At 58.6% G+C, this 24319-nt stretch carries 19 protein-coding genes and 1 pseudogene; 10 read left to right on the forward strand and 10 right to left on the reverse strand.

All coding sequences use genetic code 11. The annotated features are described in order from the left end of the window. Nucleotides 1-51: 51 nt before the first annotated feature. The 5 genes from HRF45_05235 to HRF45_05255 all read right to left on the reverse strand — a co-directional run bounded on the left by HRF45_05235 (nucleotide 52) and on the right by HRF45_05255 (nucleotide 2964). A complete protein-coding gene (locus HRF45_05235; protein MEP0765932.1) occupies nucleotides 52-495 on the reverse strand; it encodes a replication protein in 444 nt (147 codons plus the stop codon). After that, nucleotides 488-778, reverse strand: coding sequence for a hypothetical protein (locus tag HRF45_05240; protein MEP0765933.1), 291 nt, complete (start codon nucleotides 776-778; stop codon nucleotides 488-490). The genes HRF45_05235 and HRF45_05240 overlap by 8 nt, the downstream gene beginning before the upstream one ends. After that, on the reverse strand, nucleotides 775-1404 hold the full coding sequence (locus HRF45_05245; GenBank protein MEP0765934.1) for a restriction endonuclease: 630 nt from the start codon (nucleotides 1402-1404) through the stop codon (nucleotides 775-777). The genes HRF45_05240 and HRF45_05245 overlap by 4 nt, the downstream gene beginning before the upstream one ends. Continuing rightward, nucleotides 1401-1814 carry a hypothetical protein gene (locus tag HRF45_05250; protein ID MEP0765935.1) on the reverse strand — a complete coding sequence of 138 codons (414 nt, stop codon included), beginning with the start codon at nucleotides 1812-1814 and terminating at the stop codon, nucleotides 1401-1403. Before HRF45_05250 ends, HRF45_05245 begins: the two co-directional genes overlap by 4 nt. Before the next feature lie 739 nt (nucleotides 1815-2553). Continuing rightward, complete coding sequence (locus tag HRF45_05255) at nucleotides 2554-2964, reverse strand: hypothetical protein (protein ID MEP0765936.1); 411 nt, start codon at nucleotides 2962-2964, stop codon at nucleotides 2554-2556. A 983-nt stretch (nucleotides 2965-3947) separates the two neighbouring features. Here HRF45_05255 and HRF45_05260 point away from each other — a divergent pair. After that, nucleotides 3948-4103: a hypothetical protein gene (locus HRF45_05260; GenBank protein MEP0765937.1), complete on the forward strand. Its 156-nt coding sequence runs from the start codon at nucleotides 3948-3950 to the stop codon at nucleotides 4101-4103. 378 nt (nucleotides 4104-4481) lie between these two features. Here HRF45_05260 and HRF45_05265 read toward each other — a convergent pair whose 3' ends face one another. Both HRF45_05265 and HRF45_05270 read right to left on the reverse strand, forming a co-directional pair. Further along, complete coding sequence (locus tag HRF45_05265) at nucleotides 4482-5189, reverse strand: ImmA/IrrE family metallo-endopeptidase (GenBank protein MEP0765938.1); 708 nt, start codon at nucleotides 5187-5189, stop codon at nucleotides 4482-4484. Beyond that, nucleotides 5179-5502 carry a helix-turn-helix transcriptional regulator gene (locus HRF45_05270; protein ID MEP0765939.1) on the reverse strand — a complete coding sequence of 108 codons (324 nt, stop codon included), beginning with the start codon at nucleotides 5500-5502 and terminating at the stop codon, nucleotides 5179-5181. Before HRF45_05270 ends, HRF45_05265 begins: the two co-directional genes overlap by 11 nt. A 144-nt stretch (nucleotides 5503-5646) precedes the next feature. Here HRF45_05270 and HRF45_05275 point away from each other — a divergent pair. The 9 genes and pseudogenes from HRF45_05275 to HRF45_05315 all read left to right on the forward strand — a co-directional run bounded on the left by HRF45_05275 (nucleotide 5647) and on the right by HRF45_05315 (nucleotide 20765). Then, nucleotides 5647-7175 (forward strand): annotated as a pseudogene (locus HRF45_05275) (SAM-dependent DNA methyltransferase). A 112-nt stretch (nucleotides 7176-7287) separates the two neighbouring features. Continuing rightward, a complete protein-coding gene (locus HRF45_05280; GenBank protein ID MEP0765940.1) occupies nucleotides 7288-8115 on the forward strand; it encodes a DUF3800 domain-containing protein in 828 nt (275 codons plus the stop codon). 168 nt (nucleotides 8116-8283) lie between these two features. Further along, nucleotides 8284-9183 (forward strand): DUF91 domain-containing protein, encoded by a 900-nt coding sequence (locus HRF45_05285; GenBank protein ID MEP0765941.1) that lies wholly within the window; start codon nucleotides 8284-8286, stop codon nucleotides 9181-9183. After that, nucleotides 9180-9620 (forward strand): hypothetical protein, encoded by a 441-nt coding sequence (locus tag HRF45_05290; GenBank protein MEP0765942.1) that lies wholly within the window; start codon nucleotides 9180-9182, stop codon nucleotides 9618-9620. The genes HRF45_05285 and HRF45_05290 overlap by 4 nt, the downstream gene beginning before the upstream one ends. Further along, nucleotides 9620-10111, forward strand: a complete 492-nt coding sequence (locus HRF45_05295; GenBank protein ID MEP0765943.1) for a TIR domain-containing protein — start codon at nucleotides 9620-9622, stop codon at nucleotides 10109-10111. Before HRF45_05290 ends, HRF45_05295 begins: the two co-directional genes overlap by 1 nt. A gap of 8 nt (nucleotides 10112-10119) precedes the next feature. Further along, nucleotides 10120-11256: a restriction endonuclease subunit S gene (locus HRF45_05300; protein MEP0765944.1), complete on the forward strand. Its 1137-nt coding sequence runs from the start codon at nucleotides 10120-10122 to the stop codon at nucleotides 11254-11256. Next, complete coding sequence (locus tag HRF45_05305; protein ID MEP0765945.1) at nucleotides 11253-13430, forward strand: AAA family ATPase; 2178 nt, start codon at nucleotides 11253-11255, stop codon at nucleotides 13428-13430. Before HRF45_05300 ends, HRF45_05305 begins: the two co-directional genes overlap by 4 nt. 41 nt (nucleotides 13431-13471) lie before the next feature. Next, a complete protein-coding gene (locus tag HRF45_05310) occupies nucleotides 13472-16903 on the forward strand; it encodes a DEAD/DEAH box helicase family protein (protein ID MEP0765946.1) in 3432 nt (1143 codons plus the stop codon). Between the two features lie 634 nt (nucleotides 16904-17537). Continuing rightward, on the forward strand, nucleotides 17538-20765 hold the full coding sequence (locus HRF45_05315; protein ID MEP0765947.1) for a hypothetical protein: 3228 nt from the start codon (nucleotides 17538-17540) through the stop codon (nucleotides 20763-20765). Between the two features lie 228 nt (nucleotides 20766-20993). Here HRF45_05315 and HRF45_05320 read toward each other — a convergent pair whose 3' ends face one another. The 3 genes from HRF45_05320 to fliD form a co-directional block, all read right to left on the reverse strand. Next, nucleotides 20994-21332, reverse strand: coding sequence for a hypothetical protein (locus tag HRF45_05320; GenBank protein ID MEP0765948.1), 339 nt, complete (start codon nucleotides 21330-21332; stop codon nucleotides 20994-20996). Next, on the reverse strand, nucleotides 21319-21723 hold the full coding sequence (gene fliS, locus HRF45_05325) for a flagellar export chaperone FliS (GenBank protein MEP0765949.1): 405 nt from the start codon (nucleotides 21721-21723) through the stop codon (nucleotides 21319-21321). The genes HRF45_05320 and fliS overlap by 14 nt, the downstream gene beginning before the upstream one ends. 80 nt (nucleotides 21724-21803) lie before the next feature. Next, the gene (gene fliD / locus HRF45_05330) at nucleotides 21804-24083 is read right to left on the reverse strand and encodes a flagellar filament capping protein FliD (GenBank protein ID MEP0765950.1); all 2280 of its coding nucleotides are present in this window, start codon (nucleotides 24081-24083) and stop codon (nucleotides 21804-21806) included. Nucleotides 24084-24319 lie beyond the last annotated feature (236 nt).

Consider the following 24319-nt stretch of genomic DNA (forward strand, 5'->3'; position numbering starts at 1 on the left):
ACTCCAATTGCGGTTCTTGCGATGCCTCGCCGCTTTTTCGATTCTTAGAGGTCATTTCGAGTCGTCGTTTGTTTCTTTCTTTGAGTGATAGTTGCTTTTGTTGTTTTCGCTTTGCGAACTTCGCAACGTGAAATCTCCAAGTCCGATCCGACGCCGGTACAGTGCCGATTCAAGAAAGAGGGGATGGATCGCAAAGACAAGCCTCGACCGGGATCGCCTGCGTTCGGCGGTCGAATACATTCGCCGGTTGAATCGGTCTCGGACGACGATCAGCCCACGTTTGACAAGGGTGTCCACGGCGCGGCTAACGGCGGCGCTTTCCCGGCCCGTGTGAGCTTTGAGTTGGCTGTGACTGAGCCAGTCTTCAGGCTTCTGCCAGCCATAGGTCTGCCGGACGATGACGCAGAGCACCCGCCACTCCGTGTCGCTCAAGAACTTCATCACCCGGTCCAAGAGCAGGTTCGGGAATGGCGTCGTGTTGGCCAGCCTACTCATTGGCGTACACCGGAGGATCGTAGTCGTTCTCGATGGCGGAGATAAGCAGCGATGCCGGTCTTCGAGCGGCGCGAAGCGGAAGCCAGTTCAGCTGACGCTCAATCCGCTCGGCGGGATACTGATCGACCAGGCTTCGGGCCTTTCGAAGGCCGACTCCGACATGGACGAGCTCCAGGACGAGCTCTTCATCAGGAGAAAGGACCGCATCATCCGGCGTTGGGCGGCGACGCCTCTTCCCGTCTGCCTGGGGCAGGATCTCGCCGATCGGCTCGAAACCGCTCATTCCAGGAATCCTTTCGCAAACCAGAGAACCAGCAGAATCAGTAATGCTCCGGCCAGCACCCAGCTCGCGCGGTCTGGTTGTGGTCCGTCAGGGCTAGAAGCGAGTTCGGCCGGTAGGCTGAGAGGGCGTGGCTTTGACGGTGCTCCCGCAAGTCCGAGCGACATTGAGTCGATCGAACGGAAGAAGGCAGGTGATCCAAGATCCAGCGCGATCATCGAGTCGGCCAGGCTCTCAAGTCCGACAACTCTGATGGGGCGACCAGAAAAGTCGGCAGCTGCCAAACGAGCCGCCCGAGAGACTTGAGACGAGCTAACGATCATGCCGGCCGGAATCTGATCGCGAAGCAGAATGCCTCGCAGCTCATCGACCGCCCGCTTTGAAAGTGGTGATCGCCAGTGCCGGATCTGCACTGCGACCTCGATGCCGTCTTCTCCAATCTGAACAAGGAAGTCCGGACCCACGGAGCCTCGGCCGCGTCGGCGAGGGCGGTTGAGCGTTCGAATGCAGTGATAGCCACTTGCTCCGAGCCAGAGCCAAACGATTCTCTGAAATGACTTGAAATCGAGGCTCGAAAGCATTGAGCGGACATATAAACTGCGGCTGCTGTTGCTGTCGCGGCCGCTCATCCTCGGCCCTCCATAAACTCGGCCACATCACCAGACCACTTGCCGGGCTGAACGCGGGACCACTGAGGCTTGATGCTGCCGTCCAAGTTGTGGAGCCGATCGGGCAAACACCCCTTGCAGCCTGCCAGCTTGCAGACGTGTTTGGTCGGAAAGGACCCATCCTCGGAGAACACATCGCGGACATTCAGCTTGCGCGCCAGCTGATACTCGAGGTTCCTGATGATCGGCGCCACCGTCCTGTAAAGCGGATTTGTCCGGCCATGAACGATATGGCAGATCGTGGACTTAGCCAGGCCGCTGTCCTTGGCCAAGCGCGAAGTTCCGCGAAAGCTATACCGGCTCGTGTGCATCATCAACGCGGCGACGCGGTTGTGGCAGACGGCTGGTGCGATACGAAGTTGTTTTGTCATTGCGAAATCCAGCGTGCCCGCCGAGGGGAATGGCCGCAATTGAAGTTTCTCCAACCGAACATTTCCCGAACTATTTCGGCCCACGCGTGATGCGACGCGCAACCTGAAACTCGCTCATTTCCTGCTCCCTCAACATCGAACGAATCGATGCGGATGCATTGACAAGCTTGAGTCGATTCGCCCGAACAAAAGCCGAAACATACGTTCGAGATCGAATATCGAACGAGTGCCAACTTCCCGAGGAGCCAAGGTAGCGAACGCTCCGAATGAGCGCCACACAGCCGGCGAACTGGCTTCGCTTAAGCCGAGCAAAGAGCCATGCAACGCCAATCGAAGCGAGGGCGGAACCGAGCAAGAAGGCCGCAAAGCTGACATACCAAGCCGCCCCAAGTCCCAGAGCGACGAATGATCCGACTCCCAAGAGGGCAACCAGGGACAAGGCTGCAATGAGGAGTCGGTCCGCAACCCGAACGTGGGTGCGGCACTGATGACAATATGGGATGTCCCATGCCCAGCCCCGAGTCTTGGAGTTTCGGTTTCTCTCAGTCCCGCTGATCGTCAGCCAGGTTCCAGGAAAGCGCCCGCAGCAGGCGCACTGCCGAGGGAAGGCGAACTGCTTGCCGGAAACATCGACTCTCATCCTTCGACCATCCAGGACGCAGAATCCGCGTCAAATTTCAATCATCAAACCGAACAAAGACCGAACAAAGAAATGCCTCTCACAGCGAGGGGCAAGTGGTTAGAACTCCGGATTGCCGAACAGACAGCCGAGAAAGTCGCGGTTCACAATGCGCTCGATGAGGCGATCCACAGTCGGGTTGAATCGTGCGAATGTCGGCAGCCGATCCGGGGCCCGTCGCGAGATCACCAGGTCAACTTGAGGGTCGAACTGGTATCGCCAGAGTCGAGCCGCTCGGAATGGCTCATCCTTCAGATCCTTGCCAAGGTGATGATGGAAGCCACCTGAGAAGACGAGGACTCTGGGCGATCCCCAGCGAAGGGGCACGATCGCCACCCGCTGATGAGCTGGGTTGTGGATCCCGGTGACGACAACACCACTACTAAGGACGAGTGACTCTGTCGTTCGCTCGATCTCGCCAAGTTCGCCCGGTGTGTGGTCGGGGCGACCGTGAGCCGCCTCGACTTTCACGAGCTTCGCTCCAAGCAGTCGGGCATTACCGTAGAGCCAAAGACCGGCTGGCTCATAGAAGCCGGGCTCCGAATCGAAAGGAGCCGTTCGGGTTGGGGGTGCAAGGTGCGTTTTCACCCACCGACCGTCTCAACGAATTGAGGCGGCGGCTAACTGAGTTGCAAGGTTGAAACGATAGCGGCTTGCACGTCGATCCCAGTGAAGTCCTTCGGCCTTGAGACTTGCGTGATTCGACTTCTCGGCAGGAATTCGCAAATGGCTTCAACCTTCTTACGGCCACCGAATACGACCCAATGGAACGAACTGTCCGCCAACCGTTCTAACTCGACCATTCCTGATCCAAGGGCGAGCCCCAGGGCATTGGACGACGTGCCAGTCTGAGCGTTGACCGCAAGAGTTCGGACGTATCGGCCCTGCCTCTTCAGCCAATCCGCGAGGAACTCCAAATCCTCGGGTCTTCGCGCGTTCCATCCGAGTGTCGGGATAGCCGGTAGCCCTGCTCGATTTGCCCTTGCTGCCTCATGGAGCGATCGGCGCATGTTCAGCACTTGTCGGACCGGACACATTGAGCCGTCGTCGTAAACTGAATATCCCGGAGAGACGAAGACGATGCGACCACCAAGGAGTCTGAGATGATCGAAGAAGTCTTGATCTCCAGCCGCAACTCCAAGCCGCTCCTGCAGTCGATCGAGAGACTCCTGATGAACCAGCAAGGCTGTCGCGGAACTGATACCGTATGATTGACGCCAGGCCGCGAGCTTCGGCCCGTTCTTGCTGAGGATGCCACCAATGTCAGTCAGCTTTGCAGCAACGACTCGGTGCCCCCCGCTGTCATCCAGCTTTTCCCTTGCTGAGAGATTCCAGATGCATGCAGGGAGCCTCGGGATGGGGATCACAGATTTGAAGTCCAGGTTCTCTGGAATGCTGCATTCCGCCCATTCCCGATAAGCGCGGTCTTGTAGCGAGGGAGCCGCGCACCAGGGATGCTCAGGATTGCAAGCGTGCTCACCCGAGAGGCCGAGGCGCCCCGCGTCGCACAGCGGAACCATGTCTCGGCACGCCAAGCCGATGAGACAGTCTTGCTGGGCTATAAGATCACCTCTGCGATGCATCGAGGCGGCATGACCTGGGCGGCGTAAACACGCGCTCTTCGAATTCTTCGTCCACGCAGGAGCTCTGCGTCTTCGCCTACGATATCGCCGATGCGCGTTCCGATCGCTGTGTGGGCGGTCCAGAAGGTGTCGTTTGGACGAATAGAGATCGGTTCCCCGGACCGAAGGCCCTTTAGAGCCGCCGTATCCAGATTCGCCAGCTCAATTAGGAGGGTCTCAGGAGTCTCAGGAGGACACTCTCCTCCGCCACCGCCCGGCTGGCCGGGCTCTGGCAATCGTGGAGTTCGGGGGATTTGCTGCTTCGGGTTATTCTTAGGCATAGTAGTTCCTGCGCTGCTGTACCGCGTATCCGCAGATCAGCGTATTATTATGACGCGCCTTTTCGTGGTTTGGATGCATCTGTGGTCAAAAGAGGGCTGGACTGGGCTCGGTCTCTACGATCAAACTGGCCTTCAGCAAGCGGATTCTCGCGAGCGCCTTCGAAACGCAAAACCAAGACGACGCATCCTCGATGACTTCCTGACCCAGTGCGGAATCCTGCCAGATCTCGGAGTAGGAATCGGATGCTTGCGCCTTCGCTGTCACCCGCGCGGTTAGCTCTGAAATGGGCATCAGCAAAGCGCCGCACATGTACCAAGCCTGATACTCGAACAAGTCTCCCTGGCCAAGAGACTCGGCTCCGTCACGGTAGCAGACCTGCAAATACTGCACGCTAGTATCGAAAAGCGATTCCTGGGCTTTACGTTGGATGAGTGGATCATGGAGCAAGACATGTCCGAGCTCGTGGGCGAGCGTGGACCGGAGCCGGTTTTCATTCGAAGACTCATTCAGCAAGCCGGAAACTCGGACAATCGGCTTCGCACGCGGCCGAAACAAAGTGAGACCTTCAACTCCTTCACCGAACTCCCCAAGATCGGCATAGGTGTCCAGTTCTTCCGCAAATTTCTCGATCAGCGTTGTCAGGTCGTCTGTCGATAGCGGAAACAGGTTAGCCGAGCGCCGAGATTGGACGTGAGCCATGACGATCTGCTCGGCGGTCGAGTCCATCCGCTTCGTCGGCTGAAACTCAGGCTTACCCAAAAGCTCAGATAGCGTCAGCACTTCACTTGGCATCGCCCTTCTCCAACGTCTTCCTGAAAGCTGCTATCGCCTTCTTCACGACCTCAGTCTCCGGATTGAGTCCCCTCAGATCAGGGGAGACCTCGCCCGCGCTGTAATAGAGGGCGTCTTTGTCGAGTTCGAGCACTCTAGCAAACTCCTCGATCAGGTAATCGCTCGGCGCTCCTCTGCGGTCGCGCTCCAGGTCGTTCAGATACTGAGGTGAAATTGGGCCACCATCCTCTTTCAGGATCTTCGCGGCCAGCTCTTTCTGGCTCAAACCGAGTGCTTTCCGACGCTCCGAGATCAGTTTTCCAAAAGATACCATGTGAGGTCACGTGCGGCGATTCGCAAATCCGCAGATATGTGTATAATACTCCCTGAACGAGGGTTTTGGCGCGCTCTTCCCGGCATTTCGACGTGATTGCCGTCACATTGCCGCTCAGGGCTGTCCACACAAGAAGATCAAACCATGCTAACCGGTGACCTGCGAAATCAAATCGACCGACTCTGGGACTCTTTCTGGTCGGGCGGAATCTCCAACCCTCTCGAAGTGATCGAACAGATCACGTATCTCCTCTTTCTGCGACGCCTCGACGAACTGCAGCAGCTGGAAGAAAATAAGGCCAATCGCCTCGGCACGCCGATCGAGCGCCGCTTCTACCCCGAGGGCAAGGATTCCAAGGGCCGTTTGTATGAAGACCTCCGCTGGAGCAGGTTCAAGCACATGGCGCCAGGCGAGATGTACGAGGTCGTCAGCGAGCACGTCTTCCCGTTCCTGCGCACCCTCGGCGGAAGCAACGGGAACTACACCCGACACATGAAGGATGCCCGCTTCACCATCCCAACCCCAGCGCTGTTAGCCAAGGTCGTGGACATGGTGGACAAGGTGCCAATGGAGGACCGCGATACCAAGGGCGATCTTTATGAATACATGCTCGGCAAGATTGCAACTGCCGGGCAAAACGGCCAGTTCCGAACGCCGCGTCACATCATTCAGCTTATGGTCGAGATGACCCAGCCCAAGCCCGACGACCTTATCTGCGATCCGGCCAGCGGTACGTGCGGCTTCCTGGTGGCGGCGGGCGAGTACATCCGCGACCACCACCCCGAAGCCCTTCGCGACCCGAAGCTCCGCCAGCACTTCCACGAGAAGATGTTCCACGGCTTCGACTTCGACAACACCATGCTCCGCATCGGCAGCATGAACATGATGCTGCACGGCGTCGAGAACCCGGACATCACCTACAAGGACTCTCTGGCCGACGAGCACAGTTCGGATGCGAACAAGTACACGTTGGTGCTCGCCAATCCGCCGTTCGCCGGGTCGCTCGACTACGAGAACACGGCAAAGGACCTGCTGCAGATCGTTAAAACGAAGAAGACTGAGCTGCTCTTCCTGGCGCTCTTTATCCGCATTCTCAAACCCGGTGGACGGGCCGCTGTTATCGTGCCGGACGGGGTTCTTTTCGGCTCCAGCACGGCTCACAAGGCGCTTCGCCAGATGCTTGTGGAAGACCACAGGCTCGATGGAGTGGTGAGCCTTCCTAGCGGAGCCTTTAAGCCGTATGCCGGAGTCTCGACGGCGGTCCTGTTCTTCACGAAGACCAACTCTGGTGGGACTGATCAGGTTTGGTTTTACGACGTGAAAGCGGATGGTTGGAGCCTCGACGACAAGCGTCAAGCGCTCTTGCCCGAGGAGAAGTTGGGTCCAGTTGCCAAGCTGCCGAAGTAGAGCATCCGAAGAACAACCTGCCGGATGCACTCAACCGATGGTTCGAAAGGGACGGGTTAGAGCGCGAGCGGCCCCGGACTGCTCAGAGCTTCTGCGTTCCAAAGTCGGAGATCGCCGCCAACAGTTATGACCTCAGCCTGAACCGGTACAAGGAGGTCGAGCACGAAGAAGTCGAGCACCGGGCCCCCAAGGAGATCCTCGCCGAGCTATGGAAGCTGGAAGAAGAGATTCAGGCGGGAATGAAGGAACTGGAGCGGATGCTGTGAAACCGGTTCGTGCAGAACTTGCACATACTACCCACCGACCGGGCAACTATTCGAAAATCCCGAATAGTTCGTTTGGGGTTATTGGAGAAGCACCTCGGCGGGAGCGGATTTTATGAGCGGGCAAGGCACCGTGGCCGCGGGGCAGCCGACCACCCATCGTCCAGATCGATATCGGCTCTACATTGACGAGTCCGGGGACCATGCATACAAAAAGCTCGCTGAGGTGAGCCATCGCTACCTGGCTCTTCTCGGCCTATGGTGCCGCCAAAGGGACGAGTACGTCGCTTTGCACGATAGCCTTGAGAAGCTCCGTCGCGACGTGTTCGGACCACGGCCGGACGATCCGGTCATCCTCCACCGTGAAGACATCATCAACAAGCGTGGAGACTTCTACGTGCTGCAGGACCCAGGGAAGGAGAAGGCCCTGAATGATGGGCTGCTCCAGCTCGTTCAGAACTCAAGCTTTCGGATGGTGTGCATCGTCATCGACAAGCAGCAACATCAAGACAAGTACGCGAGCCCGATGCATCCCTACCACTACTGTTTGGCGGCGGTGCTCCAGAGGTATTGCGGCTGGCTGAACTACAAGAACGTCGTCGGGGACGTGTTGGCCGAAGCGAGAGGGAGGGCTGAAGACCAGCAACTGGAGAGCGCCTATGCGAACATCCACGCCAGCGGAACGCTGTATCTCGATGCGTCGACGGCGCAGCGGGTGCTGACGAGCAAGTCCCTGAAGCTTAGGCGCAAGGACGCGGACATCGCGGGCTTACAGCTGGCGGACGTCTTGGCTCATCCGGTTAAGCAGTGGGTCTTGTGGCAGAAGGGCATCATCGCGGAACCTCAAGGCTACGGACGCCGGCTCGCCGATGCCGCGCGGCTGAAGTTCAACGTCAGGAACGACACTGGTCAGGTGGAGGGCTATGGCTGGAAGCTCCTCTGAAATGAGAAAGGGACGACTCCTTTCGGATTCGTCCCTCGCCGGCCCATTCGGGCCGTCCACCTGCGCAGTCGCGCATTACATTCATTATGGGCAAACGCGGCACAAATGTCAACCGTTCCCGGCAGTTTTCGGGAGCGAGGCAAAGTGGATCGAAGTGTGGAGGGAGGAATGAGCGAGCTTCGCCTCTACTCCATTGAAGGCGGCAAGGCCGTCGAAAATCATGCTTCCGGCTTCAAGCTCGAACGCGAGGTCCAGAATCTCTTCGAAGCCAATCTTGAAGCTCTGCTCGGAGTCCGTTTCGTCGCCTCCGAGTTCCCGACCGGTCAGAGCGGGCGCATCGACACGCTTGGCATTGACGAGAACGGCTTCCCGGTTGTCATCGAGTACAAGCTCGACAAGAACCGCACAGTCATCAATCAGGGAATGTCGTACATGGCATGGCTCCGCAGCCACAAGGCTGAGTTCTGGAAGGTCGTCTTCGAGAAGCTCGGCAAGGAGGCCGCTGACGCCATCGACCACTCTTCAACGCGCCTCATCTGCATCGCCACCGACTTCACCCGTGACGACCTTGGCGCATACGAGCTTATGCCAAACAGCATCGATCTCGTGCGGTACCGCAGATTCGGCGAGAGCCAACTGCTTCTTGAACGGATCACTTCATCGGAAGTCACCGCTTCCCCGGTTACAGGAACGACCAGCACGAAGAGCGGCCCTGACAAGCCCATTTCTCAGTGGCTCGAGGAGGCCCCGCCCAACATCAAGGCTCTCTACGAGGCTCTGAAGCAAGCCATTCTCAGCCAAGGCGAGGATGTCTCCGAGAAAGCGACCAAACTTTACATCGCATACAAGCGGACTCGGAACTTCGCGACGATGACCTATGCGACGAAGACGGACCTCAACCTCTACCTTCACGTTAACGTGGAGGAAGTGGAGATGCGCGACGGCCTTCGCGATGTCCGAACGATCGGTCATTGGGGGACGGGAGACCTCGAAGTCAAGATTCGCACCTTAGAGGACGTCGAGAGGTCGCTACCGCTGATCCAACGAGCTTATGAGGGGCAAGTATGAGCCCAGACCGGCCAAACCTCATCAAGCACTTGGAGTTCATCCAAATCACCATCGTTCGAATGGCAGCCAACTCCTTCGTGATCAAGGGCTGGACGGTCACACTTGTGGCCGCCATCCTGGCCTTCACATCGAAGGACGCGAACCCCAACGCAGCCTCAATCGCGCTGATTCCAGCGATCATGTTCTGGAGTCTTGACGCCTACTACCTTCGCACGGAGCGCGAGTTCCGGGCGCTCTATGACCAAGTCCGACAAAACCCTCCAAAGGACGATTTGGAGGTGGACTTCTCCCTCGATGTTTCGAAGCTGAAGCCAAAGACTGCAGGTGCGTTGCGAGTCGCCTTCACTAGAACTCTCGCGCCGTTCTATTTAGCACTGATCGGCGTGATCATCGCGGTCTGGTTGCTTGCACCAAAGCTCATGGGAGGTGATTCCTAATGGCCCGGCGAGCCTTTTTTTCGTTTCACTACGAGCTCGACGTTCATCGTGCATCCATCATTCGCAATGCGCCGCTTACACACAGCGATACGGTGAAGAGCTTCATCGATGCCTCCCTCTGGGAAGAGGCAAAGCGCAAGAGCACAGATGCCCTGAAGAAACTCATCATGGACGCCCTCCAGGGTACGTCAGTGACCGTTGTTCTAATCGGCAGCAGAACAAACGACCGACCTTGGGTGAAGTACGAACTCGAACAGAGCATCGCACGGGGAAATGGAATCGTGGGCGTTCGCATAAACAAACTAAAGAACCTTGGTGGGCAAGTGACTGGGAAGGGAGTAAACCCACTGGACAACGCCACCGTGACATTCAAGAGCGGATCGAAGAAGCCCGCTTCAACCTATTACAAGACCTACGATTACGTAGATGATGACGGCTACAAAAACCTCGGAACTTGGATCGAAGAGGCAGCGAGGCTGGCAGGCAAATGAGTCGCCCTATGATTAAGCTCGGCGAGGTTGCCGAATTTGCCCGTGACGGTGTCCTACCGAATCACATCAAGTCTGGGACACTATTCGTTGGACTTGAGAACATCAAGAAGGGTGGAGGTTTTGAGGGTGTATCGACAGTTGACGAGGGCGAGCTTGCAAGCACGAAGTTCGCTTTCACGCCGAAGCATGTTCTGTACGGGAAGCTACGACCCTACTTAGCGAAGATAGCTTTGCCTGACTTCGAAGGCGTCTGCAGCACTGACATCATTCCCATCTTGCCAGGGCCAAAGTTGGATCGTCGCTACCTGGCTCACTATCTGTTGACGCCGAAAATGATTGCGCTTGCCTCCGATCGTGCAGCCGGTGCGAATCTGCCTCGCCTTAGCCCCCGCGTACTAATCGACTTTCCCATTCCGTTGCCACCAATCGATGAGCAAAGGCGGATTGCGGCGATGCTCGACAAGGCTGAGGAGCTTCGCGCCAAGCGCCGCGCCGCCATCGCCCTGCTCGACCAACTCCCCCAAGCCATCTTCCTCGAAATGTTCGGCGACGGAGTTCCGCTCAAATCTCTTTCAGAGCTCGCAGAGCTTAAGCGTGGCCCATTCGGCGGGGCTCTCAAGAAGGAGTTCTTTGTTGAATCAGGATTCAAGGTCTATGAGCAGGGCAACGTTATTGCAGATGATTTTGAAATCGGGAACTACTTCATTGACGAGCGACGATTTAGCAAGATGCGTGGATTCGAGATTGCGCCCGATGACCTACTCGTTTCGTGCTCTGGCACGTTAGGGCGGATCGCCCAGGTTCCTCGTAATGCAGCACCAGGTCTAATCAACCAAGCATTACTTCGCCTGAGGGTGCGGAACGACCAGATGAGACCTACGTTTCTTCGATTGGCTCTGCAGTCCCATGCGGTTCAGCAGGTATTGGCAGGTTTCTCAAGAGGAAGCGGTTTGCAGAATTTTCCGCCGATGTCAGAAGTACGATCCTTATTGATCCCTGCGCCTGATCTGCATGCCCAAGACAAGTTTATTGTTCGAGTCGAGCAGATTGCAGGGATCAGAGCCGCCTATCAATCCGTCCTCGACGAATCCCACGCTCTCCGCACCTCGCTTCAATGGAGTGCCTTCTCAGGAGATTGTGGATGAGCCAATGGATCGACAGCCCGCTTGAAGAGGAAGAAGCGGACGAACTTGGTAGGGGACCCTTTGCTGCCCTCATTGCCACCGCACTTTTGGCGGAAAACAAGAAGCGAGCGACGATCGTAGGCCTTACCGGAGGTTGGGGTACAGGAAAGAGCACCGTCGCCAACTTTGTCGTCAGCCGAGTCAGGGCCGCGAACAAAGACATCGAGATCATTCGCTTTGAGCCATGGATGGTGAGCACTTCGGAAGCCCTTGCTCGGGAGTTCTTCAAGGAGCTTGGAAAGGCTGTGCTTCCAAAGAGCGACACGAAGGAAGCCAAGGAGAAGCGTGCCCGATTCTACAAGTACACGGCCTTGACGTTGGACGCACTGGCTCTGACCACCGACGCTGGCAACACCCTTGGAGTCCCGTTCGCCGGGGTTACCACAAAAGCGCTCCGGGGGAGCAAGAAAGCCATTGACCTAGCCGCAAAGGGACTCGAAGCTCAAGCGCACCAGCCGACTCTCCGAGAAGCTCGCGAAACGCTGAGCAAGGCACTGGTTGACTTAGAAAAGCCGGTCGTGGTGGTGATCGACGATATTGACCGGCTCAATACAGACGAAGTCCGAACTGTGTTTCAACTCATCAAGGCATGTGCTGACTTTCCGAACGTCCGCTATCTACTGCTCTATGATCGAGACCAAGTTGTCCACGCGCTCAAGGATTCTGTCAATGATGCCGAGGCGTTCCTGGAGAAGATTGTTGGGCAGATTTTCGATTTGCCTCTGGCGACAAAGAAGCAGAGAGAAATAGTTTTGGCTCGGAATCTTGAAGCGCTTGGCATCCATGAGCTGGAAGGCAAGCCGCTTGAGCGGCTCCAAGAAGTGTTTCGTAGTGTGCTCTTGCCTGGGTTGCCGACTGTTCGTCATGTCAAGCGGTATGTGGGCACCGTTGCGTCACTTCTCCCAGGCGTGGTAGTGGATCAATATCGCAATGTCGATCCTGCCGACTACTTGGCGCTTGAGTTCCTTCGACAATATGTTCCGAAGCTATACAACGTGCTCCGAGAGGAGGAGGCACCTGTTCCCGGGGGCCTTGTTTTCGAGATCGCACACTCTGAGAAGCTTGCCGAGCGACGCAAGCAGTCGCGGGAAGAAGCGATCCCGGAATATGAGCCCATGCGATCATTGGCGACTGAAGCACTCGCCATTCTAAACGACGACGTCGACAATTACGCCGGCGTTCGCCGTGCTTGGACTCTGCGGCAACATACTGAGCGGCGCTTTGCTTCCGAGCATTGGAAGCCAGTGTATTTCGGATTTCACTCGGGCCGAGCGGCCCTAAAGGATGAGGACTGGAGCGATATGCGGACGACGCTCGGTCAGCAAACTCAGGATTACCCTTGGCTTGACCGTCTTTCCAACGCCGAAGACCGCACAATCTTTGCCCGTGCCGTAGCCGACCGAGCGATTGACTTGTCGATAGACGAAGCTAAGAAGCTGTTTGAAGTCATCGTCGCCTGGGGCGAGAAGCAGGCTTCTGAACCTTATGACAACTTTGCCAATGTCATGGATCCGATGGGCGCAGTTTGGCTAATCGGGACGTCGTGTCTCGTTCGCATCGCCAAGGCAGAGAACGCTGTCCAAGTCGTACTCGATGTATTAGACAAGACGAACGCCGTGGGTTGTATTGGCTACATCTGCGGAATGGAGCATGAGCAGATAAAGAAGCTTCACGGGCAGGGAGATTGGACTACGAGCGACCGTTTTGCAGCGCTCTCTGAAAAACTGACGCCCATGTTGCGTCATGCCGTTGAATCGGAAGCCGTGTTCGATCACCCGAGTCCTGACGAGTTCCTCCTGGCTTGGAATTGGCTCGACGGCCAAGAGGCTTACAAGAAGTGGTTTGACGAGATGTCGTCAGATCCTGCTCGATTGGCAAAATACGTGAACCATGTGATGGCGATCATGCGCAAGCAACAGGGCTTCTCAGGATGGGGCGGCGAATTGGATTCCCCCTTCTTCAAGGGGCTCGAAGCGCTAGAAGACTCGCTGCTAACCGAAGATGGCCTTTGGGCGCGGGATTTCTGCATCAAATCGATGCGGCGAAACGCCCGATTCCACAGTGGCGAGATATTGGAGGATGACAAGCAGGAAGAAGACAGTGCCACTGACGACGGGGGCCGCGAGAAGCAGTAGCTAATCTGTTCAGGTTTAGCTAGGATGATGAAAACAGAAACATGAGTTCGCAGTTCAGCTTCCTTGAATCCGAGTTTCCAGAGCTCTTCGAATCCGCCCAACGGGCGGAGGAGACGGCATGCTCAGACCCTCGGGCGTCGTGTTTCTATGCTCGACGAGCTCTCGAATTGGCCGTGAACTGGGCTTATGAGCACGATCCGATCCTACAGCTCCCTTACCGGGAAGATCTGAGCGCTCTGATCCACGAACCAACGTTCCGAAACATGGTCGGCCAAGCGGTGTTCTACAAGTGCCGCGCGATCAAGGATCTTGGGAACCACGCCGTGCACAGCCAGAAGCCGATGACCACGAAGGAGTCGGTCTCCGCCGTTCGCGAGCTCTTTCACGTCACGTACTGGTTTGTCCGAACCTACGCCAAGGGAAACAGACCCGAGCCCGGACTCAGCTTCGATCCCGGAGCGCTTCCGAAGACGACGGCCGTCCCCAAGCAGACGCTGGCACAGCTTCAGGGCCTCAATGACGAGCTCGCTGCAGAGCGAGAGAGGCTCTTCGCAGCTCTTGCCGAAAAGGAGACGCTTGACGACGAGTTGAAGCGCCTCCGGGCCGAGGTGGCGGCCGCGAAGAAAGACAATGAGGCCACACCCGACACTCACAACTATTCCGAGGCTGAGACGCGAGACCTCTTCATTGACCTGCTTCTCCGAGAGGCCGGCTGGGTACTCGACAAGAAAGAGGACACAGAATACGAGGTCGCTGGCATGCCCAATGCCGAGAACAAAGGCTTCGTGGACTACGTGCTCTGGGGCGACGATGGCAAGCCGCTTGGCTTGGTTGAGGCGAAGAAGACGAGGCGAGACGCCCGGGTCGGCCAGCACCAAGCGAAGCTCTACGCCGACTGCTTGGAAACCAGGTTCGGCCAACGTCCCGTGATCTTCTACACGAACGGCTATGAACACTGGATTTGGGACGACGCGATGTATCCGCCTCGATCCGTGCAGGGTTTTTACAAGAAGTCTGAATTGGAGCTGCTGATCCAGCGCCGCCAGACCCGCAGAAGCCCCGCGGCCGTGAAGATCAACGAGAAGATCGTGGACCGTTACTACCAGACGCGAGCGATTCGGCGGATAGGCGAGGCGTTCGAAAAAGACCACTCACGTCGAGCGTTGATTGTCATGGCGACGGGAGCCGGAAAGACCCGAACGGTAATTGCTCTTGTAGACCTCCTGATGAAGGCCAATTGGGCCAAGCGGATGCTGTTCCTGGCCGACCGTACCGCGCTCGTGAACCAAGCGGTGAACGCATTCAAGCGGTACTTGCCGGACGCGGCGCCGGTGAACCTGGTGACAGAGAAAAACGCAGAAGGTCGGGTCTACGTTTCAACCTATCCGACGATGTTGGGCCTGATCGACGCGACTAATGGAGCGGAGCGTCGGTTCGGAGTTGGCCACTTCGACCTGGTGATCATCGACGAGGCGCACCGATCGGTGTTCATGAAATATCGTGCGATCTTCGACTATTTCGACAGCTTCCTAGTTGGGCTGACGGCAACGCCGAAAGACGAAGTTGACCGCAACACTTACAAGCTCTTCGAACTGGAGGACGGAGTGCCAACGGACGCGTATCCGCTGAGCGAAGCGGTTGCCGACAAGTATCTGGTTCCGCCGAAGTCAGTCTCCGTGCCCTTGAAGCTCCCCTCGCAGGGGATCACCTACGACCTGCTTTCAGATGAGGAGAAGGAACGCTTCGAGCTGACCGACTGGAAGGATCGAGCCGAGGACGTGTTGGCTTCAGGACGCGTCGAGCCGACCGCAGTGAATCAGTGGCTCTTCAACGAGGACACGGTGGACAAGGTGCTGAAGCACCTCATGGAACGGGGCCTGAAAGTGGACGGCGGCGACAAGTTGGGCAAGACGATCATCTTCGCCAAGAACCACGACCACGCCGTCTTTATCGCCGAGCGCTTCAACAAGAACTATCCAAAATATCGCGGAGAGTTCGCCCGCGTGATCGACTTCCAGGTCGAATACGCTCAGGATCTTATTGACCGATTCAGTAATCCGAACAAGCTGCCACAGATCGCGATCTCGGTTGACATGCTCGACACGGGGATCGACGTGCCCGAGGTCGTCAACCTTGTTTTCTTCAAGCAGGTTCGCTCCAAAACCAAGTTCTGGCAGATGATCGGCAGAGGAACCAGGCTTTGCCCGAACCTCTTCGGGCCAGGGCTCGACAAGGAGTTCTTCTACATCTTCGACTATTGCGGGAATCTGGAGTTCTTCAGCCAGCAACTCGACGGTACAGAAGGCACTTCCGGGGCATCGCTTTCACAGCGTCTGTTCGCGGCCCGATTGAAGCTGCTAGCCGCGATTTCGGGATCGAAGGAAGGTGCCAAAGCGGTCAAGGAGCACTTGGCGCAGTACGGTTCGGAACCGATGACTGACGAGCAAGTCTTCCAGTCGATCCTCGAAATATTGAAAGCAGAAGTTGGATCGATGAACACCGACAACTTCATCGTCCGTGCGAAGCGCAGATTGGTCGAGAAGTATCAGAACGCCGATGAGTGGCTCAGCTTGGACGAGGAGAAGCTCTCGGAACTTGAACATGAGATCGCCGGGCTACCCAGCGAGAAGGAGCCGGAGGCGGTCGAAACAAAGCAGTTTGACCTTCTCATCCTCAGACTGCAAATCTCGACGTTGAAGGGGACGAACGCTTTCAAGCGCATGAAGCAACAGGTTCAGGAGATTGCGGCCCTGCTTGAAGAGTCTTCCAGCATCCCCGTCATCAAAGAGCAGCTGAGCCTCATCCAAGACCTGCAGTCGGACGGTTGGTGGGATGACGTGACCGTGCCGATGCTAGAAACCGTAAGACTCAGACTCCGAAATCTCGTTAAGCTTATCGAGCATCGAAAGGGCAGTCCCGTGTTCACGGACTTCACCGACGAGATGGGAGACGAGGCTGACATTGATCTGCCCGGATTCACGGATGCAATCAGTTTTGAGCGATTCAAGGAAAAGGCCAGAGCATTCCTGCGGAGTCACCAGGACCGAGAGTCCATCCAGAAGCTTCGGCTGAACGAGCCCCTGACCGAAGCTGACCTCGAAGACCTCGAGCAGATCCTCATAGAAAGCGGTGCCGGAACTGAGCAAACGATCGAGAAGGCTGCAGAAGGTGGGCTAGGGTTGTTTGTGAGATCCCTGGTTGGCTTAGATCGCGAGGCGGCCAAGTCGGTGCTGAACGAGTTTCTAGCGGGCAAGACGCTGACCGCCAGCCAGATCGAGTTTGTGAACATGGTCGTGGACTACTTGACTGAGTATGGCGTCATGGAACCTCGTGCCCTTTATGAATCCCCGTTCACTGACATCAGTCCGCTTGGACCGGACGGGCTATTTGAGTCTGGAGTCGTTGATCGGCTTGTCGGGGCTCTTCAGACAATTCGGATGAGAACCTTCTTGCCAGCCTCAAAGCTTGGTTAAATGCAGCTAGGTTCCTAATGAGGTTCCTAAACGAGTTGGCTCATCGAGACCCCATATGACCCGGTTCTGGAACCTATATTGGGCTCTTCGAATCGACTGAACTTGCAATCGCACTGCAGAGGTCGGGAGTTCGAATCTCCTCATCTCCACCAATCACCCTGGTGCCGCTTACTAGAGGGGACCGTGGCGGCGTCACGGCGTACCACGGCATAGCGAGGGTGCCCCTAAGAAGACCCGTCCAAAACCGATATGCTCGTAGAACGACAGCGCACAGCGAATGTCCTTAACTGGGGGCACTGGGTGACCGAAATGATCTGGGGCTTGTTCATGGTCGCGCAGACTGCCTAGGGCAGCGCGGCCCAAGCTAGTGCACGCCCGCTGACCGAACCGCTTCGCCAGCAAGACGAGGGGGCTCCTGCGCTCGAAGCCGTTAGTATCTCCTGCGTTCTGCCGCATGAGGTGCCCCGGGTGGCTCCGCACTTGGAACCGGCGCCGCAAATGTCGTAGGCCCTCGGGTCTCACCCGCCATGAGCGAGGCGGGGTTCTGGCGGAGGGATGCGGACCGGGCGAGGGTCGGATGGGGGAAACCTGGGTTATACTGGCTACGATACTTGCTGTGTCGGAGGGCTAGGCGATGCGTGCATCGAGTGTATGGCTCCGGTGGATCGGTCCCGCTCTTCTGGCGACGGCGCTTCTTCTCGCCGCCACCCCCGGCTTTTGCGGCTATGTGGTCCGGCTTTGGTTCGAGAACCTGACGAAGGGCACCTCGAACGCGGGCGCCTTGATCTGCGACGTCGGCGACCAGATCGCCATCAAGTATTTCTTCTACGCAGACGACCCGACCGGCAATACCGAGAAGTGGGGAACCTTCCAGGCAACCATTATTCTCGACGGGAAGTCCATCATGACCGACGAGCAGGCCAACACCTGGGCGACGCAAGTGAATAGCGTGCTGACGCCGCCGACGCACTTCCCGATCAGGACGTTCTGGCAGCCGGATTACGGCGATATGTATGACAACGCCGTGGACCCGAGCGACGACACGTATCCGAAGGTCGCGACGAAGGGCCTCTATGCGCTGATCGGTGTCAGTGGCAGCCGCGAAGCCTCTTGGAACTTCAACCGCACGCTGTTCACGTTCACCGTCGCACAGGGATCCGAGGGCCAGGAGCTTCATTGGGCGTTCGAGAACCGAATCACCGGTACCGGCCTGTCGACTCGTATCTTCGACTACCAAGGCGCCTCGGTCCTCGTCACCGACAACTACATCCACGTAAGCGGGCCCAATATCGGTCAGTGGATGTGGAACCCTCGCAACAAGCACAAGTACCTGGTACCCGCGATGCAGGCGACCTGGCCGGAGATGCAGCGCATCGCCAGATCGCTCGGAGGAAGCTTAGTCACCATCAACGACGAGGAAGAGGCGGACTGGCTGGTCTCGACCTTTGGTACGTCTTTCGGCTTCCTCATCGGTCTGCGCGACGTGAAGGCGCCGAGTGGCAAGTGGCGGTGGGAGAGCGGCGAGGCGGTGGGCTACCTCGACTGGGCCGATGGTCAGCCCGGCAGCGGCGAGGTGGCAATCATCGGTCCCGGCCAGGGCGGCAAGTGGGAGACCAAGCCGATCACCCATGTCGCCTTCGGCATTATCGAGCGCGCGCCTGCGGACCTGCAGCGGTTCGAGGTTCCCGCCGACGGGACGCCGGTGAGCACACACCCCTTGCGAGAAGGCACGCGGTACGTCATCGAAGCCTCTGGCCAATGGGGTGGGAAGCACCAGGGCAGGCGGACGGACGCCGAGTTCTATCGTGACAGCTTCGGGCAGTGGCACGCGACCGCTCCGGGCGACGGCCTGGACCTGCTGGTGAACGGGCAGAACGTGGACTGGATGGGAACCACCGACGGCGTGTTCTACCACCCACACACCTTCTCGCCCGATCACGTGTATCGGTATGAGATGCTCGGCGATGGGCATCCGGTAACGCTCGCGATCGACAACGGTAGCTCCACCGCGTCGTTAGGAGGGCTGCAGGTGCGCGTGTTTGCCATGGAGCCTGTGGGAGCCTACCAGGGCGACTCTCCATGGCCCACGCTGCACGCCGACAGCGCATCCACACACAACAGCCCGTGGGCGATCGCACCGCAGACGCAATCGGACCAGTGGTCGGTGGGTGGCATCGGCGAACCGCTCGCCATCAACGCGAAGGGCGATATCTATTGCGGCTGGGGGAGCACGTTGCAACGCGTGTCCTCATCCGGCCAGTCGCTCGGCTCGATCTCGCTGCCAGGCCAGTGGCTGACGGCGGTGGCAATCGGTGTAGACGGAACGCTGTATGCGTTGACCGACGAGGCCCTGACCTCGCTCACCGAAGACCTGCAGGTGTTGTGGTCTTTGGCGCAGGGCGGGCACGGCAATCTGGTCTTGGACCGCTTCGGCGCACTGTATCACACGGGCATCTCAGGCGACAACCGGGTGTTCAGTGTGTGGCTGGACGGCACACCTCGTTGGGAACAAACCCTGGATGTTCCGGTAAACGGTGCGGGGCTCTCCGTGGGTGCGGACGACAAGGTGTATGTCACGGCGGAAGCAGGCACCGGGCAATGCCGCGTGTACCGGCTGACGCTGGACGGAGCGGTGGAGGGATTCGCGACCGTGCCTGGGTACTACGCCTCCGTGCCGGTGCTTAGCCCGAACGGTCGCATGTACGTGACAACGACGACGGGACTGTATGCCTTCGGGCCGGTCGGTGAGCCGCTGTGGAACTACCCCATTCCGGCGTGGGCCAATGGCAAGCCGACCTTGCTCGCAAACGGCCGCATCGGGGTGGTAGGTGGCTGGAGCCCCGGTGTTCGCGTGAACATGTACCAGTTCGACCCAGATGGCACCCTCCTATGGAAGCTGCCTGAGACCATTCAGTACGTGTGGTCGGCGGGCTCGGATGCGTTGGGCGGCATGTGGAACGTTGGGTGGAACCAAGACCTGTGGCTGGGCGACTTCCTGGGTGCGAAGGCGTGGTCTCGCTCGTTCGGTCCGGTGTACTCGATGGGAGGGCCGATTCTGGGCGCGAACGGCACGTTGTATCAGCACGTGAACGACACGCTGTATGCGATCGGACCAGGGCAGAGAGTGAAGCAGGAGACGATGCTGCTGCTAGACGATGCATACACGGAGCAGGGAGGCTCCGTCACGTTGCGCGCGCGACTGGCGCTCGGGCGGACCTGCCTCGGTATCAGCGGGTGCACGATTTCGTTCGTCGTGGACGGCTCGTGGGTAGGAGATGCGCAGACCGACGCGCTGGGCTATGCTTCGCTGCCCTACCCTGTCGGTGGCGGCGCCGAGACTGGCCGGCACGAGATCACGGCTACGTGGGCGGGCGACACGCAGTACTGGGAGAACGAGGCGAGTGGCGCCCTGTGGGTGGACGTGCCCGCCTCGGCCATTCAGGGTCAGGTGTTCCTCGAGTTGTGGCAGCCACCGACGGACGGCTTCCCTATCACCTATCAGGTGATGGACGGCGGCGGGGCGGTGGTCAGCGAAGGGTGGGCACTGCTCGGTGCGAACGGCGCGTATCGCATCGAGGTGCAGCACGTCGGCACCGCATCGCTCAGGGTCAAGGCGAGCCACTGGTTGAGTCAGAAAGTGGACGGGCTGTCACTGCACCCGAGTAGCCCGGCGTATGCCTCTTACTTGCTGAAGAACGGGGACGTGGACGGGAACAACGAAGTCGGGTTGCAGGATATGAACCAGGTGCTGCTGCGGTTCAACAAGATGGAAACGTCGGAGGCGGACCTGAACGGCTCGGGCAAGGTGGACCTCGAGGACCTCACGATCGTGATGATCAACTTCCACAAGTCTGGAACGTAGGGGCGTGTGGTAGTTGCGGGGTGTCATCCTTCGACAGGCTCAGGGGTACGGGCGCGGATGGTGATCGCATCCTTCGACAAGCTCAGGATGACGGTACGGGAGCGGATGGTGGTGCCACTGGCCAGGCATTGCCCCCGGATTGCGGCTTCTCACGCACCAAGTATGGTCGCGCGCTCAATCCGACCCTATGCCTCCGCCGCAAGCGGCGGAGGCATAGGGTAAGGGGGCTTAGCCCTCGCGCTCGATGAGGCGGGGGGCGAACTTGTGGCCACCCGAGTAGGCTGCGTGTGCCTGCTTCGAGCGGTGGACTGTCGTGAGGCGGCTCTTCACCGCCTCTATCTCTGCCTCGAGAACTCTTAGCAGGCGCGTGTCCAGGCTACCGGCCCTGCGGAGAGTCTCCAGGTGCTCGGGGCTGGGTGGACACTGCTCTAGTTCCCGCAGGACGCGTTCTCGCTCTCGCACGAGCTGCCCAACCAGTGGATGATCGCCCGAGGCCCAAGCTTGCTCGATTTCTAGCGTTAGGGCGCGGAGACGCTCGATTGCGGCTGCTGCGTCAGGCGACTTCATCCTGCCTCTGCTTCTCCTGCGCCGCCAGGGTCGCCCAAGACTCGCGCAACTCGCCCAGCAGGCGGGCGACTTCCTGAACCGCCTTAGGATCGTCGCTCACGTTGGCTTCCACCAGGCGGTTGCTCATGTAGCCGTAAAGGCCCAAGAGATTGGCAGCCACTTCCCCGCCCTGCTCCATGTTCAGGCAGACCGCGAGTTCGGTGAGGATAGCCTGTGCGCGTGTCAGGCTCTCGTTCTGCTCACTTAGGTCTCGGCGTTCCATGGCGGCGCGTCCCCTCTCCAGGAAGCGCAAGGCGCCGTCATACAGCATGAGGATCAGGTCCAAAGGCGATGCCGTCTCCACCGCAGTCTTGCGGTAGGCGGCAAGCTGACGTCCCGAAACTACCGTCACGCACTCCTCCGTTTGTGCACCGATTCACTATTGGATTGGCCGATTGGCGGTGGTTGTACAGGCTGCTGATATCGCGGGGTCTAGCTGGAACCCCAGTTCTTCATGAGCATCGTTAGCCGTGCTTGCTGGGCCTGAAGGCTCGCGACTAAGCTCTCCAACTGGGCAAACCGCCTCTTCAGCTCGTCTCCTCGGCGGGTCACTGTCTCCTGAATACGTTCCATGGCGGCGTCCAAGTCGTCGATCTGCGCCTGAAGCTGCTTGTCCTGCTCGGTCAGAGCCCCAGTGGTTGGGTCCGTCAGGGTGGCGACCGCGTCGGAGACAGACGCCGCGATGCCCCGAGTGAAGGTTACCGTGCCATAGGTTCCAGGCGAGCTGGCGGTAATCAGGAGGGCCAACCCAGCCGTGTACTCGTTCGTGTCGTCGCCGGTGAGTATCTGACCGTTGCCGGAGGCCGCTTCGCCGTTGATCGTTCCCGCCACGTCCAGACCGACCGCCTGCTGCTCCGTGGTCCCAATTCCGCTGTTGTTCGAACCGGCCTCCTGGTCCGAGGTGACCGTGAAGCTCTTGCTGGAACCGTAGGCCGCGGAAGTCAGCACCAACTTGCCCTCGGAGTCCTTCGAGGCGGTGACGAGCCCACGCAACGAGGCATGGGAGTTGATCTGGGCAATGGTGTCGTCCACGGTGTTGCCGACGTTGAGCGAGATGCTGACCGGCGTGTTGCCGAACAGGCTGCCCGAAAAGGTGAGCGTCTCTACCTCGGTGCTGGCCTCCGCCTGCGCGGTCACGGCGGTCGTGCTGGCCTTTGTCGCTGCTTGGGTGATCACGACCTCGTAGCCAGCGGTGGGGGAGGTACGCGTCTTGGATGTTGCGCTTAGGAACTGGACGTAGGGATTGCTGGGGGTGCCTACGGCCATGAAGAGGCTCTTCACGGAATCCAGTCGGTCGTTTAGTGCCGAGGTCAGCGTCGAGTCGTTCACGCTCAGCTTGCCGTCCTCGCCGAGGGAGACCCCGATGAGAGCTAGCGAGTTCAGCGCGCCGGAGCTGAGGCCTGCGACGGCTCCTGTCATGCGCGCCGTGATGATGTCCATGTTAGCCGTAATGTTGTAGTCGCCGAACAGCGGTCCACTCTGGAATGTCTCGGGGTCGAACTGCGAGAAGCTAGAGACGAAGTCTCTCAGCGTGTTGTAGGCCGATACGAAGTTGTTGACCGACGCTTTGACGGCATCGAGGTCGCGGGATACCGAGAGGGTGACGGGCCCTCCACCTGCCTCCAGCAGGTTCAGTGTTCCGCCGGCGATTACCGAAGTGATGGTGTTCGACGAGCTGGTGAGGTTCACGCCGTCCAGCGAATACTCGGCATCCTGAGCGGCCAGTAGTTGGTTGCTCGGAGTAGCTTGCAGAATTCCCAGGTTTTCCAGGATGTGATTGTCGTCCACGAATGTCGGCGTCCCCGAGTCTCCCACGATCTTGAGCTGGTATTTCGTGGTGCCCCCTTCTTCGATAGTTTCGACGGACGCGGTCACCCCCGGTATCTCTGCCTGGTTGATCTTCTGCGCGATGCTGGTCAGCGTGTCCGTCATCAGGTCTATGGACACGATCATGCTGTTGATACTCAGGTTGCCGGGCGGGAAGTTGGTTACTTTGAGCAAGGGTCCGAGAGCGGTGTTCGGGTCCGAAAAAGTCGCGCTGAGCGCGCCGTTCGTCGTGGGCTCCCGGATGGTCGTGGCGGTACCTTGCAACCCCAGGCTGTCCAGCACCGAGGAGTCGCCCACGTTGGACATGCGGATGGCGGATGCCGCGCCGGTCTTCTCGGACGTGAGGGTCAGGAAGGTATTGCCGGTACCTCCGCTAATGACCGATGCCACGACACCCGCACCCGCGGCGTTGATGCGGGAGGCGATCTGCGCTAGGGTATCCGTTTCTGCAACTTCGATTACCTTTTCGTTGATAAGAAAGGTGCCCGATAGGCCGAGCGCGCTCGTCGAATCGGTTTGGGCTGCAGAGGAGATCTTGTGCGCCTGCGCTAACTGAGAGATCGCGAGCGTGTAGATGCCTGGCTGGGCTCCGGTCCCGACGCTAAGGGTAGCTTTGGTGTCGTCGGACGAGGTGGCGCGGGTCGCGTTGTAGGTGGTGATCGTGTTGAGCGCGTCTCCTGCGGCACGTAAGGCCGCGAGCCGTCCGCTGAATTGCTGGTACAGCGACAACCTGTTTTGAAGCTGCAGTTGCTGGCTCTGCAAGCGGATAAGGGGACGCTGCTCGATTGCCAGCAGCTGCTGAATGATCGAGTCCGTGTCCAAACCCGTCGAGAGGCCGGCAAATGAGATGGATGAGCGGCTGTAGAGGCTATCTCCTAGGCCCATCTGCTATCCTCCGTGATAGATACTCCTGGGTGATCGTTCCCGATTCGGGCAAGCGCACTCATATGCATATGTTCGGGAGTTGGCGCCTGTCCGGCGAATCCGATCAGTACCGTTGCGAGATTTGCGATGCGAACTAAGAGATTCTGCCTACTGGGTACCGGAGCATCGCTAGCGCGAGCCCGGTACACTGCACAGGAAGCGACGCAGGGGGCTTAGCCGGGGGGATGGGCCTGAAA

The organism is Fimbriimonadia bacterium (assembly GCA_039961735.1).
Taxonomy (GTDB): domain Bacteria; phylum Armatimonadota; class Fimbriimonadia; order Fimbriimonadales; family JABRVX01; genus JABRVX01.